Here is a 13,517-nt window from a genome sequence, read left to right on the forward strand (position 1 = left end):
AATGATTAAAGACACCTACGGATCAAAGGAGGAACACAAGTTGGCAGATCAACGAAAAGCAGCCTTAGATAACGCCCTACGTAAGATTGAAAAGAACTTTGGGAAGGGTTCGATCATGCGTATGGGTGACGCCGCCGACACCAAGATTGCAACCATTTCCAGTGGCTCCTTAGCCATTGACGAAGCCCTCGGTGTAGGGGGATACCCACGGGGCCGAATCATTGAAATGTACGGTCCGGAAAGTTCCGGGAAGACGACCGTCGCTCTCCACGCCGTCGCTGAAGTGCAACGCCGTGGGGGGACGGCCGCCTACATCGACGCCGAAAACGCCCTCGATCCCCAGTACGCTACCGCCCTGGGGGTTCAAATTAACGACTTGCTCTTGTCCCAACCAGACACCGGTGAACAGGGGTTGGAAATTGCCGACGCCCTGATCGCTTCGGGAGCCGTCGACATCGTGGTGGTTGACTCCGTGGCCGCCCTGGTTCCCCGGGCCGAAATCGAAGGGGAAATGGGGGACACCCACGTGGGGTTACAGGCCCGCTTGATGTCCCAAGCCCTGCGGAAGCTTTCCGGGGAAATCAACAAGACCAAGACGATCGCCATCTTCATCAACCAAATCCGGGAAAAGGTGGGGGTGATGTTTGGGAACCCGGAAACCACCCCTGGTGGTCGGGCCCTGAAGTTCTACTCAACCATTCGGATGGAAATCCGGCGCGGTGAACAACTGAAGAACGGGACCGATGTGATCGGGAACCGGGCCAAGATTAAGGTCGTGAAGAACAAGGTGGCACCGCCGTTCCGCAAGGCCGAAGTAGACATCATGTATGGGGAAGGGATCTCCAAGACGGGGGAACTGCTCGATATGGCCGTCGAAAAGGACCTGGTCAACAAGTCCGGGGCCTGGTATTCTTATGGTAACGAACGGATTGGCCAAGGGCGTGAAAACGCCAAGCAGTGGTTTGCGGACCACGAAGACGCCATGAACGAGCTGATGAACAAGGTGCGGGTGGCCTACGGGATGGAACCGGACGAAGCGCCGGCCGCCAAGGAAGGCGAACCGCAACAAGAAACGATTGAAGAAGCGTCGAGTGACAAATAATGGACAAGGGGCTAGGAGAAAACCGTCTTTTCTCCTAGCCCCTTGCTGTATTCCGTAATGGTAGGTAGAAAACGAGGTCAGCCATGTCACCTAAGCAGGCCGTTGAATTTGTTTTTTAACTATTACACAGATAACGTGCTCCCCAACCACAGGCCTAGTGTCTAAGTACGGCTGAAGAACGCTGCGTGCCGCAACAACCTTCATCCTAGCTTAGCCCAACGGCCTGTCGAGGAGGTTGGTTCGCACTTCCTTTTCTTTCCAAATCTCAGCGAAGTTGATTGACACCCCATGGCGGGACGCTTAAAATTATTTTGTATGTGAATTTTTTTTGCATTACTTAAAATTAATCAAACTTTTGAACCAACAAGTCAATAGTTGATAGGAAGGTGAACTGATGAATGCAATCAGCTTATTAATCGCCGCTGTCGCTATTGTTGTCGGTCTAATTGCCGGTTACGTGGGTAGGAAAATCGTTTTCGAACAACGATTAACCCAGGCGAAGGAAAACGCCGCGGGGATTATTGCAACTGCCCAAAAGGAGGCGGCGACGGCGAAAAAGGAGGCCATTTTAGAGGCCCGAGAAGAAAGCCATCGCTACCGGGAAGTCGTGGAACAAGAACTCAAGGACCGTCGTAGTGAGGTCCAAAAACAAGAAGAGCGCTTGCTCCAACGCGAAGCAACCCTTGACCGCAAGGACACCAGTCTGGAGAACCGCGAAACTACGATCAGCGCCCGGGAACGGAAGCTCGATCAAAAGACGGAGCAGATTCAAAAGCGTCAACAACAGGCAGCGGATTTAGTCGAGCAGCGCCAAGCCGAGCTCGAAAAGGTCGCCCAGCTATCACACGAAGAGGCCAAAAAACGGCTCCTTTCGCAACTAAAAGAAGAGTTGCAAAGTGAACGGGAAACGATGATTCGGCAAAGCGAACAAGAAGCCGAATTAACGGCGGAAAAGAACGCCAAGGACTTAATCGTGGCCGCAATTCAACGCTCAGCCGCGGATATGGTTCAAGAAACCACCGTGACCGTAGTAACCCTCCCCAATGACGACATGAAGGGGCGGATCATTGGGCGCGAGGGCCGTAACATCCGGGCCTTAGAAACCCTGACCGGGATCGACCTGATCATCGATGACACGCCGGAAGCAGTCGTCTTATCCGGGTTTGACCCGGTACGGCGTGAGATTGCCAAGATGGCCCTGGAACGCTTGATCCAAGACGGCCGGATTCACCCGGCCCGGATTGAGGAGGCGGTTGAACGGGCCCGCAAGGACATGGATACCCAGCTGCGTGAAGTCGGGGAGCAAACGGTCTTTGACCTAGGCCTGCACACCATGCACCCGGACCTGATTAAGACGGTCGGGCGAATGAAGTACCGGACCAGTTACGGTCAAAACGTCTTACAGCACTCAATTGAAGTCGCCAAGTTAGCGGGGATCATGGCCGCTGAGCTCGGTGAAGACGTGACCCTCGCTAAGCGGGCCGGCCTCCTGCACGACATTGGTAAGGCCATCGACCACGAAGTTGATGGTTCCCACGTTGAACTAGGGGTGGAACTAACCCGTAAGTACAAGGAGAACAAGGTCGTTATTAACACGATCGCATCTCACCACGGCGACGTGGCGCCAACCTCGATCATTGCCGTCCTAGTTCAGGCTGCCGATGCCGTTTCCGGGGCCCGTCCTGGTGCCCGTAGTGAGTCGTTGGAACAATATATTCAACGACTCAAGAAGCTAGAGGAGTTGGCCAACCAAAATAGCGGCGTTGATCATTCGTACGCTATCCAGGCTGGCCGCGAGATTCGCGTGATTGTCAAACCAACCAAGGTTTCCGATAAGCAAGCGGTCACCTTGGCCCACGACCTCAAGCAAGAGATTGAAAAGCAACTTGAATACCCAGGGCACATTAAGGTGACGGTAATTCGGGAAACCCGGGCCGTCGATTATGCCAAGTAGAGATAGGGGAGCCGCAGCATTGCTAGCGGCTCTTTTGTTCTCTTCTAAGAGAAAATGATAGAATGAAAGCAGTAATTAAAAAGGGGTGGCAGTGTGGCAAGTAAACAAACGCCGATGATGGAACAGTACCAACGGGTCAAGGATCAGTACCCGGATGCTTTTTTGTTTTACCGCTTGGGCGACTTTTACGAGATGTTTAACGAGGATGCCGTTAAGGGGGCCCAGTTACTGGAACTGACCCTAACGTCACGTAGCAAGAGCAAGGATAACCCGATCCCGATGTGTGGGGTACCCCACCGGGCGGTCGATAACTACGTCGATATCCTAATCGATAAGGGTTACAAGGTAGCGATTTGCGAGCAAATGGAGGACCCCAAGACGACCAAGGGGATGGTTAAGCGGGAAGTTACCCGGCTAGTAACCCCGGGGACGACGATGGACCTAGCGGGGGACGCCGCCCGGCAAAATAACTACCTAACGGCGCTCAAACAAGAGCAAGGCGGCTACAACCTGGCGTACGCCGACCTGTCAACCGGGGAGTTAAAGGTCACTAAGGTGTCAAACGAGGCCGCCGCCATTAACGAATTAGTTAACCTGCAAACGCGGGAGGTGGTCACCGAACCGGAAGTTTCAGCGAGCCTGCTTGACCAACTGACCAAGCGCAACATTTTACGTTCAACGCAAGGGCAAGTGGTGAACCAAGCCGAGGTGGCCTACTTGAGCCAAGACCTCACGGACGCCGGGCAACGAGACGTGGTCGCCTTATTGGTTTCCTACCTGTTAACGACGCAAAAACGCTCCCTGGCCCACCTACAACGGGCGGTGGCCTACCAACTCTCTTCCTTTATGAAGATTGACCACCGTTCCAAGGTGAACCTGGAGTTGACCACCAACTTGCGCTCGGGCAAGCGGCAGGGGACGCTGGCCTGGCTCCTCGATGAGACCAAGACGGCGATGGGGTCACGACTGTTAAAGCAGTGGTTAGACCGACCGCTGTTGGACCAGGCAAAGATTGAGCGGCGCTACGACCGGGTCCAGGAGCTACTCGATCACTACTTTGAGCGTCAAAACCTGCAAGAAGAATTGATCAAGGTGTACGACCTGGAGCGCTTGGCCGGTCGGGTCGCCTACGGGTCGGTGAACGGGCGTGATTTGATCCAGTTAAAGACCTCCCTGGAGCAGGTACCTAAGATTAAATACATTTTGCAGACGTTAGACGTGCCGGCCTTTGATGACCTGGAACAGGCCTTAGACCCCCTTGAGGACGTAGCGGGTCTGATTGACCGGGCAATCGCCCCGGAACCACCGATCTCGGTCACGGATGGTGGCGTTATTAGGGATGGCTATAACCACCAACTCGATGAATACCGGGGCGCCATGCAAAACGGCAAGCAGTGGATTGCCGACCTGCAAGAACAAGAACGCCGGGCGACCGGGATCAATAACTTAAAGATTGGCTACAACCACGTCTTTGGCTACTACATTGAGGTCACCAAGGCCAATATCGACAAGTTACCCGCTGACCGCTACGAAAGAAAGCAAACCCTGGTGAATGCGGAACGCTTTGCCACCCCGGAACTAAAGGAAAAGGAAAGTCTGATTTTAGGGGCGCAGGACAAGTCAACCGCCCTGGAATACGAGCTCTTCGTGAAGGTTCGAGAAGCCGTCAAAGAACAGATTGACCGCCTGCAAAAGCTGGCGGCGAACCTGGCGGCCCTAGACGTCATTCAGGCCTTCGCTAAGGTGGCCGAGGACTACCACTTTGTGCGGCCAAGCCTGAATCACGATCACCAGCTGCAGATTGAAGACGGGCGCCACCCGGTCGTGGAAAAGTTCATGGGCCACCAGGAGTACGTGCCTAACGACGTCTTGATGGGTGGCGATACCAGCATCCTGTTGATTACCGGGCCGAACATGTCTGGGAAGTCAACCTACATGCGCCAACTAGCCCTGACGGCGGTGATGGCGCAGATGGGGTGCTTCGTGCCAGCCAAGCGGGCCCAGCTGCCGATTTTTGACCAAATCTTCACCCGGATTGGGGCCGCCGATGATTTGGTATCCGGTGAATCGACCTTCATGGTGGAAATGATGGAAGCCAACAACGCCCTGCAAAACGCTACCGCCGACAGCCTGATTTTGTTTGACGAAATTGGCCGCGGTACCGCTACTTACGACGGGATGGCCTTAGCCCAGGCGATTATTGAGTTTGTGCATAACCGGGTTGGCGCCAAGACCCTGTTTTCAACCCACTACCACGAATTAACCGCCCTTGAAGGCGAACTGGACCACCTGCAAAACGTTCACGTCGGGGCGACCGAAGAAAACGGCGAGTTGGTCTTCTTGCATAAGGTAACCCCGGGGCCAGCTGATAAGTCCTACGGGATCCACGTCGCTAAGTTAGCGGGGATGCCGACGCCGCTCTTAACCCGGGCCAACCAAATCCTAACCAGCCTGGAGGGGCAAGAAACGGCGGCGGTTCCTTCGCGGGGTGTCGAACCACCAGCACCGGTGATAGAACCAACGCCAGCAAAGGAGCAAACGCCGGTCAAAGAGCAAACGACCCCGTTAGTCGAGGAGAGTAGCGGTCAACTCGAATTGTTTGCCACGGCCCCGGTCGAAAAAAAGGACGGTAAGGCCGATAAACTTGCCCGGCAAGTTAAGAACTTGGACCTGATGAGCATGACGCCGATGGACGTGATGAACCAGGTTTACAAGTGGCAACAGAATCTAAAGTAACAAGGAAGGGAACACGATGGGCAAGATCCATGAATTAGATAGCGTCTTAGCCGACCAGATTGCGGCCGGCGAGGTGATTGAACGCCCCGCCTCAATCGTGAAGGAATTGGCGGAAAATTCCCTGGACGCTAACAGCCACCGAATCGACATCATCGTTGAAGAAGCGGGGCTCAAGAGCGTGCGGGTGATTGACGATGGCCAGGGGATCGAAGCAGACGACGTGGCCCGGGCTTTTTTGCGCCACGCCACCAGTAAGATCGCCGATAAAGGCGACCTCTTTAAGGTGACGACGATGGGTTTTCGCGGCGAAGCCCTGCCCAGCATTGCTTCGGTAGCGGATGTCTTGTTAACCACGGCGACTGGCGGGGCGGCGGGCAGCCAGATCCACATTAAGGGGGGCGAGATCCTCGCCCACGGCCAGGCCAGTGCCCGACCGGGGACCGACATCTTGGTTAGCGACCTCTTTTACAACACCCCGGCCCGCCTCAAGTACTTGAAGTCGCCCCACACCGAGTTAGCCCGGATTGTGGACATCGTTAACCGCCTCGCCCTGGCCAACCCCACCGTGGCCTTTTCCTTGACCCATGACGGCAAGGAGGTCTTTCGCTCGGCAGGGAACGGTAATTTAAAACAGGTCGTCGCCGCTATTTATGGGGTCCAAGCCGGGCGTAAGATGGTTGAGGTTAAAGGAGAAGACCCGAACTTCAAGGTATCTGGTTTGGTCTCGTTGCCCGAGTTAACCCGGGCCGGGCGCCAGTACATGACGATCATGATTAACCACCGCTACGTTCGGAACTTCCAGCTGACCAAGGCCCTGGTGGCCGGTTACCGCTCCAAGTTAATGGTGGGCCGCTACCCGCTAGCGGTGATCAACATTGACCTCGATCCGGTGCTCGTGGATGTCAACGTCCACCCGGCTAAACGAGAGGTTCGCTTGAGCATGGAACCCCAGTTAGTGGACTTACTTGAGCGGGTCGTCAGCCAGGCCATCGACCAACAGAACCTGATTCCCGACGTTGGTGACCGGGCCGACGAACTTTTAACCAGGGAGCAGACCGTTCACGCCCCGAGAAGCGCCGCCCCCCGGGTCAGCGAACGGGCCAGCGACGAGCCGCCGGCCTGGCAGCCCAGCCCGACCAGTGGGGAACCGGTGATTATTAGTCGCCGTAGCGAATTAGCTAGCCCGGCGGTGCAAGCCTTTGACCGGCGCTACCAAAATGAAGAAGTGGCGACCCCCTTTGGCGCCCAGGCGGACGCGAAGGTTAGCCAGGCGCAACCGGCGGTGGAACAGGTGAGCCTAGACATCGACGACCGGGGCGACGTCGCGAGCGAACGTTTCCCGGACCTTACCTACCTGGGGCAGCTCCACGGGACCTACCTGTTGGCCCAAGCCTCAGATGGGCTGTACATTGTTGACCAACACGCCGCCCAGGAGCGGATCAATTACGAATACTACCGTGAAGAGATTGGCAAGGTCTCTGCCGACCAGCAAAACTTTTTGACCCCCTTGGTTTTAAACTACTCCTTAGCCGACGCCTTAAAGATCCAACAACACCAAGCAGTGTTAGCCGCCTGCGGCCTAAAACTAGAGCCGTTTGGGCAAAACAGTTTTATGCTCGCTAGCCACCCGACCTGGTTTGTGGCGGGCCAAGAAGAGGATACCGCCCGCGAGATGATCGATTGGGTTTTGGCCAGTGGCAAGCTGAGCGTCAAGGACTTCCGGGCCAAGGCGGCGATCATGATGTCTTGCAAGCGGGCGATTAAGGCTAACCACCGTTTGGACGAACGCCAGGCCAAGGCACTGTTGGCCCGCCTGCCCCAGTGTGAGAACCCCTTTAACTGTCCCCACGGCCGGCCGGTAACGATTCACTTTACCACCACCGACTTGGAGAAGCTCTTTAAGCGGATCCAAGAGTCCCACCAACCCTTTGCCGACGACTTTGACGACCACGAGGACTAAGGCGAACAGGTGTGCTAAAATAGGGGAACGAAGACGAAAGGTAAGGAACACGGATGTTTGAATATTTAACCGGTTTAATTACAATGGTCAGCCCCGATTTTATCGTGGTTGACGTCAACGGGGTCGGCTACCGGGTGGCGGTGGCCAACCCCTACGCCTACCAAGAAGACGATCAACAGGCCGTCCAGGTCTTTATTTACCAAGCGGTCAAAGAAGACGCCATTACCCTCTTTGGGTTCGCAACCCAGGCCGAAAAGCGCCTGTTCACCCAGCTAATTGGGGTCTCCGGGATTGGGCCGAAGAGTGCCCTGGCAATCTTAGCCACTCCCGACCACCAGGGGCTAATCGACGCGATTCAAAACGGCGACGATAAGTACCTGAGCAAGTTCCCGGGGATTGGTAAGAAGACGGCCTCGCGGATCATTATTGAGTTAAAGGACAAGGTCGTGGCGGTTCAAGACGAGGTCCAACTCGACTTCACGGCCCCAGGGCCACTGGGTCCGTCCGCGGCACTCCAAGACGCCTTGGCAGCCCTGGAGTCGCTAGGGTACACGACCAAGCAAGTCGAACGGGTTCAAAAGCAATTGGAAGGCTTGCAAGGCGAGCTGTCCACCAACGACTACCTCAGCCAGGGCCTGAAGTTGTTGAGCAGATAAGGAGGTTTTCATGGAACAAGACTTTGATGACGTTCTTTCAAATGAGGTCACTGATGACCAGGAGGGGCGAGACGAGGTTAGCCTGCGCCCCCAAACCCTGGCGACCTACATCGGCCAAGCGCGGATCAAACATGAACTAGCGGTCTACATTCAGGCGGCTAAGTCACGCGGGGAGGCCTTAGACCACGTCCTCTTGTACGGGCCGCCGGGGTTAGGGAAGACGACCCTAGCAATGGTGATCGCCAACGAAATGCAAGTGGCCATCAAAACCACCTCGGGGCCAGCGATTGAAAAGCCGGGTGACCTGGTGGCACTCTTAAACGACCTCAAACCGGGGGACGTCTTGTTCATCGATGAAATCCACCGCCTACCCAAGGTGGTCGAAGAAATGCTCTACTCGGCGATGGAGGACTTTTACATCGACATCGTGGTTGGCGAGGGTCCCACGGCCCACCCGGTCCACTTCCCGCTGCCGCCCTTCACCCTGATTGGGGCTACCACCCGGGCCGGGCTACTAGCGGCGCCTTTACGGGACCGGTTTGGGATCGTGGCCCGGATGGATTATTACACTACTACGGAGCTCAGCCAAATCATTGACCGTTCGGCGACCATCTTCAACACTAAGATTCAAGAAGACGGGGCCCACGAACTAGCCCTACGCTCCAGGGGCACGCCCCGAATTGCCAACCGGCTCTTAAAGCGGGTGCGTGACTTTGCCCAGGTGGGCGGTCAGGCGGCAATTGACCCGGCCACGGTTGACCGGGCCCTAGACTTATTGGCCGTTGATGACCAGGGGCTTGATGAGATTGACCGCAAGCTCCTCACCACGATGATCGAGCACTACCACGGTGGCCCGGTGGGGATCCGGACGATTGCCGCCAACATTGGCGAAGAGGTCAACACGATCGAAGAGATGTACGAACCCTACCTCCTTCAGATCGGCTTTTTGATGCGTACCCCGCGGGGGCGGGTGGTGACCCCTGCGGCCTACGAACACCTCAAGATACCCTTTGACCAGGAGGAAAATTAACATGACCATGACTAGCTACCCCCTAACGGTCCCGATGCCGGTATTAAAGCTCCCCCTCTTGACCACCGATCCGCTAACCGCCGGGGAGTTATTTTCCCACTGTGGGGTCCGGATCGTCGCCTTACCGCTAGCACCGGCCATGGACGCCCCCGGCGCGGCCACCCTGGGGGAGGTTGGCGGCCTCGGTGCTTGGCTCAAGTGGGAAGGCCTCACCGTTGTCCTCCCCGGGTTCGGTCAGCCCCTAACGAAGGTGAAGAAAAACAGCGAACGGGTCGGCGTCCACTACCAACTCCCCCATGGGGGCGCCAAGAAAACCGTTAACGGTGCCGAATACGAGGAGTGGTTAAAGGCAGCCCACGCTTCGGTGGCCCTTCCGTTAAGCCAGGCGCCTGACCACTACGCCCCGGTTGACGACATCGTGCGCTCCGTGGCGGTGAACGCCGCCTGGGGCGCTCAAACGCCAACCGGGTGGGGCGTCGTGCAGGGGGCGGGGCTAAAGGCCGCCCGCCAGGAGAGCATTGCCTACTTGGTCGAGCAAAACATTACCAACTTTTACCTGGGTGGCTTTGAGCAACCACTCGAAGACGAGGAGTGGCAACGGAGTTTGGAGATGACCACTGACTTGTTACCACCCAACGGCTTGGTGATGGTTGAAGCGGCAACGCCCTTCCGGATTCAGGCGGCGATTGAAGCGGGGGTCCACTTGATCATTTCCGATTTACCGCTGACTTTGGCGCGCCACCACCGTTACCTGCAAGAAGACCTCAGCGACGTGCCGGTCGAAGAAGGGGCGCCGCATGGTTTACCCAAGCAAGCCTGGCCCTACTTAACCGAGCGCCACGTCGGCTTAGCAACGCGCCTGTTGACCGAGGCTAACGTGAAGAACTGGACGGCTTACTTTGCGAAAAAACACCGGGAAATGTTAAATTAACTGGTATTTAAGCTGGTTTTTGGTATAGTTAAAATATTACTAAGATTAACACCAGAAGGGATGAATTCTTGTGAACGCTAACATGTCAAGCATTATTTTGATCGTGCTGATGATCGCCTTCATGTACTTCTTCATGATCCGGCCTCAACAGCGCCAACGAAAAGAACACCAAGCAATGGTGAACCAATTGAAGCCGGGTGATGCCGTGGTGACGATTGGTCGCTTACACGGGATGGTCCACGAAGTTAATACGGCCGAACAAACGGTAACGATTGACTGCGAAGGGATTTACTTAACTTTCGACCTGTCCGCCGTTGCCAAGGTCAACCGGGCAACGCCAGCTCCGGCCGCTGCAACGACCGTGACTGAAGCACCAGTTGAATCAGCTTCGGCCAACAAGGAAGCGGCTGCTCAGGCTGAAGAAGAACAAGCGCCTGCTTCGGCTGCAACCGACGCTGACGACGAAAAGCCAGCGGAACAAGCCGAAAAGTAGTACGCAGGCCAGCAGAACAATTTAAAATTCGGTGGCCCCGCGCTAAAAACGGGATTGGGCTCCAGCTTGGTTCGGGATTTCCGGACGGCTGGGGCCCATTCGCGTTCTTGGTGAATGAAGTTAGGGCCGAGAAGAGGGGAAAGTCGGGCGGTGAGTTTTTGGTTCGCCGTCAAAAACTGGTATACTAAGAACCGGTTACCCCAAGCGGACGAAAGGAAGATTACGATGGCAGACTTAGATGCGATCTTTGAACAAATTAAAAAGTACAACCGGATCATTATCCACCGGCACCAACGCCCGGATCCAGATGCGATTGGTTCACAGGTGGGCCTAGCGTCGATTTTACGGGCGTCTTTTCCCTACAAGGAAGTGGCAGTCGTGGGTAAGGAAATCCCCGGTTTTAACTGGATCGGCCAGATGGACGACGTCGACAGTAGCGAATACGATGGCGCCCTGGTGATTGTTACCGACACGGCCAACGCCCCGCGGATTGACGACCGGCGCTTTAATAACGGCGATGAGTTGATTAAAATTGATCACCACCCTAACGACGAGCCCTACGGTGACCTCATGTGGGTCGATGACCAGGCGAGTTCTTGTTCCGAGCTGATTTACGGTTTTTACCAACACTTTGCTAAGGAACTAACGATGACCAAGGAGGCGGCAACGGCTCTGTACGCCGGGATCATTGGCGACACGGGACGCTTTTTGTACCCGGCCACGACGCCCAAGACGATGCTGGTGGCCGGAGCCTTAATGGCCGCCGGCGCGGACGCCGCCGCCATTTCCCAGCGCGAAAACGAAATTTCGCTCCCCCTGGCCCGGTTGTCCGCTTACGTTTACGAACACTTAACGATTACCGACAGCGGGGCGGGGAGCGTCTTATTAACCGATGAAGTCCTCAACCAATTTGGGCTGACTGAAGCCGGCACCTCGGCCGTCGTTTCCCTGCCAGGACGGATCAAAGACGTCGTGGCCTGGGCAATCTACGTCCAACAAGAGGATGGCGGTTTCCGGGTGCGCCTGCGCTCCAAGGGGCCGGTGATTAATGAATTGGCCAAGCGCCACCACGGAGGGGGCCACCCGCTCGCCTCCGGGGCCCGGGCCAATGACGAAGCAGAAATGAAACAAATTATGCAGGAACTGGATGAGTTAACGACCCAGTTTCTAAAAGGAGAACTTTAATGATTGAATCTTTTGCGGACCTTCACTTGGCCGACTTTTTAACGCCGGCTCTAAAGGACCTTCACTTTGAACGACCAACCGCCGTTCAAGCCCGGGTGATCCCGTTGATCCTCAACGGTAAGAGCGTGGTGGGCCAATCGCGAACCGGGAGTGGGAAGACCCATGCCTTTTTGTTGCCGATCTTTAGCCAACTAGCCCCCAACAACCAGACGGTCCAAGCCGTTATCACCACCCCGTCGCGGGAATTAGCCTACCAAATTTATAACGCCGCCAAGCAACTAAACCGCTTTGCGACCACCCCGTTGACGATTCACAACTACGTCGGTGGGACCGACAAGGAGCACCAAGTCGAACAATTGAACCGGCGCCAACCCCAACTGGTGATTGGGACGCCGGGGCGAATCTTAGACCTGATTAACTCCCAGGCCTTAGATATCCACACGGCTAGCCAGTTCGTGATCGACGAAGCCGATATGACCTTGGACATGGGCTTTTTAGAAACGGTTGACCAAATCGCCGCCCGCTTCCCCGAAAAGCTCCAGATGATGGTCTTTTCGGCCACGATTCCCCAAGGGCTACGGCCATTTTTGAAGAAGTACTTGGAAAACCCGGTGATTGAAGAAATTCCCACCGAAACGGTCATCAACCCCAACGTGGAAAACTGGTTGATGTCGACCAAGGGGCGCGACAAAAACGACCTGGTCTACCGCCTGTTGACCCTAGGGGACCCGTACTTGGCCCTGGTCTTTGCCAACACCCGTGACCGGGCGACAGAACTGGCTAACTACTTGCAAGAACGGGGCTTAAAGGTCGCCCTGATTCACGGGGGACTGGAACCACGGGCCCGCAAGCGGACGATGCGCCAAATTCGGGACATGGACTACCAATACATCGTGGCGACGGACTTAGCCGCCCGGGGGATTGACCTGGAGGGGGTTTCCTTAGTCTTAAACGATGACATTCCAAGTGACCTGGAATACTTCGTTCACCGGGTCGGCCGGACGGGTCGGGCGAACATGGCCGGGACCGCCATCACCCTGTACGCGCCCGCCGAAGACGTCCTGATTGAAAAGTTAGAGGAACGGGGCATCACCTTTATTCCAAAGGACTTGAAAAACGGCCGGATCGTCACGACTTACGACCGGAACCGCCGCAAGGCCCACCGCCGTAAGAAGGCGGCCTTAGACCCGACCGTTAAGGGCTTTGTCAAGAAGGCCAAGAAAAAGGTCAAGCCGGGCTACAAGCGCCGCATCAAGCAGCGGATTAAAGAAGACGAGCGCCAAAAGGTTAAGCAGGCCCAGCGCCACGAAATGCGCAAGGCGAAGCGGGCTCGGCAAAAACAACACCGGGCGGAGCGGGCTCGTCAACAGAATGGGCGTTGATTTTGCCCCGCCCCTTGGTTATAATGAAACACATCTGGGACATGACCGGTTGGGGGAACTTTTAGAAACGTGCTGGTGGCTGCAAAGC

Annotated in this window: 10 protein-coding genes; all 10 read left to right on the plus strand. The window is 56.0% G+C overall.

The window, feature by feature from the left end; all coding sequences use genetic code 11:
• Positions 1-40: 40 nt before the first annotated feature.
• Complete coding sequence (recA, locus tag FG166_RS02935) at positions 41-1,102, plus strand: recombinase RecA (protein WP_024500762.1); 1,062 nt, start codon at positions 41-43, stop codon at positions 1,100-1,102.
• Between the two features lie 394 nt (positions 1,103-1,496).
• Positions 1,497-3,056: a ribonuclease Y gene (rny, locus tag FG166_RS02940; RefSeq protein ID WP_003682809.1), complete on the plus strand. Its 1,560-nt coding sequence runs from the start codon at positions 1,497-1,499 to the stop codon at positions 3,054-3,056.
• 93 nt (positions 3,057-3,149) lie between these two features.
• Positions 3,150-5,792: a DNA mismatch repair protein MutS gene (gene mutS / locus FG166_RS02945; RefSeq protein WP_003686021.1), complete on the plus strand. Its 2,643-nt coding sequence runs from the start codon at positions 3,150-3,152 to the stop codon at positions 5,790-5,792.
• Positions 5,793-5,808: 16 nt separating this feature from the next.
• Positions 5,809-7,752, plus strand: a complete 1,944-nt coding sequence (gene mutL, locus FG166_RS02950) for a DNA mismatch repair endonuclease MutL (RefSeq protein ID WP_003682813.1) — start codon at positions 5,809-5,811, stop codon at positions 7,750-7,752.
• A 53-nt stretch (positions 7,753-7,805) separates the two neighbouring features.
• Positions 7,806-8,408: a Holliday junction branch migration protein RuvA gene (ruvA, locus tag FG166_RS02955; RefSeq protein WP_003682815.1), complete on the plus strand. Its 603-nt coding sequence runs from the start codon at positions 7,806-7,808 to the stop codon at positions 8,406-8,408.
• 10 nt (positions 8,409-8,418) lie between these two features.
• Positions 8,419-9,438 carry a Holliday junction branch migration DNA helicase RuvB gene (gene ruvB, locus FG166_RS02960; protein ID WP_003682817.1) on the plus strand — a complete coding sequence of 340 codons (1,020 nt, stop codon included), beginning with the start codon at positions 8,419-8,421 and terminating at the stop codon, positions 9,436-9,438.
• A 1-nt stretch (position 9,439) separates the two neighbouring features.
• Positions 9,440-10,369 (plus strand): tRNA guanosine transglycosylase family protein, encoded by a 930-nt coding sequence (locus FG166_RS02965; RefSeq protein ID WP_003682819.1) that lies wholly within the window; start codon positions 9,440-9,442, stop codon positions 10,367-10,369.
• A gap of 82 nt (positions 10,370-10,451) precedes the next feature.
• Positions 10,452-10,862 (plus strand): preprotein translocase subunit YajC, encoded by a 411-nt coding sequence (gene yajC, locus FG166_RS02970; protein WP_003682821.1) that lies wholly within the window; start codon positions 10,452-10,454, stop codon positions 10,860-10,862.
• A 225-nt stretch (positions 10,863-11,087) separates the two neighbouring features.
• Positions 11,088-12,047: a DHH family phosphoesterase gene (locus FG166_RS02975; protein WP_003686029.1), complete on the plus strand. Its 960-nt coding sequence runs from the start codon at positions 11,088-11,090 to the stop codon at positions 12,045-12,047.
• Positions 12,047-13,429 carry a DEAD/DEAH box helicase gene (locus tag FG166_RS02980; protein WP_003682825.1) on the plus strand — a complete coding sequence of 461 codons (1,383 nt, stop codon included), beginning with the start codon at positions 12,047-12,049 and terminating at the stop codon, positions 13,427-13,429. The genes FG166_RS02975 and FG166_RS02980 overlap by 1 nt, the downstream gene beginning before the upstream one ends.
• The last annotated feature ends 88 nt before the right edge of the window (positions 13,430-13,517 follow it).

The organism is Limosilactobacillus fermentum, from assembly GCF_013394085.1.
Lineage (GTDB): Bacteria > Bacillota > Bacilli > Lactobacillales > Lactobacillaceae > Limosilactobacillus > Limosilactobacillus fermentum.

Coding starts and splice junctions, on each gene's coding strand:
- rny (WP_003682809.1), top strand. CDS start 1,497: ATGAATGCAATCAGCTTATTAATCGCCGCTGTCGCTATTGTTGTCGGT.
- mutL (WP_003682813.1), top strand. CDS start 5,809: ATGGGCAAGATCCATGAATTAGATAGCGTCTTAGCCGACCAGATTGCG.
- ruvA (WP_003682815.1), top strand. CDS start 7,806: ATGTTTGAATATTTAACCGGTTTAATTACAATGGTCAGCCCCGATTTT.
- ruvB (WP_003682817.1), top strand. CDS start 8,419: ATGGAACAAGACTTTGATGACGTTCTTTCAAATGAGGTCACTGATGAC.
- FG166_RS02965 (WP_003682819.1), top strand. CDS start 9,440: ATGACCATGACTAGCTACCCCCTAACGGTCCCGATGCCGGTATTAAAG.
- yajC (WP_003682821.1), top strand. CDS start 10,452: ATGTCAAGCATTATTTTGATCGTGCTGATGATCGCCTTCATGTACTTC.
- FG166_RS02975 (WP_003686029.1), top strand. CDS start 11,088: ATGGCAGACTTAGATGCGATCTTTGAACAAATTAAAAAGTACAACCGG.
- FG166_RS02980 (WP_003682825.1), top strand. CDS start 12,047: ATGATTGAATCTTTTGCGGACCTTCACTTGGCCGACTTTTTAACGCCG.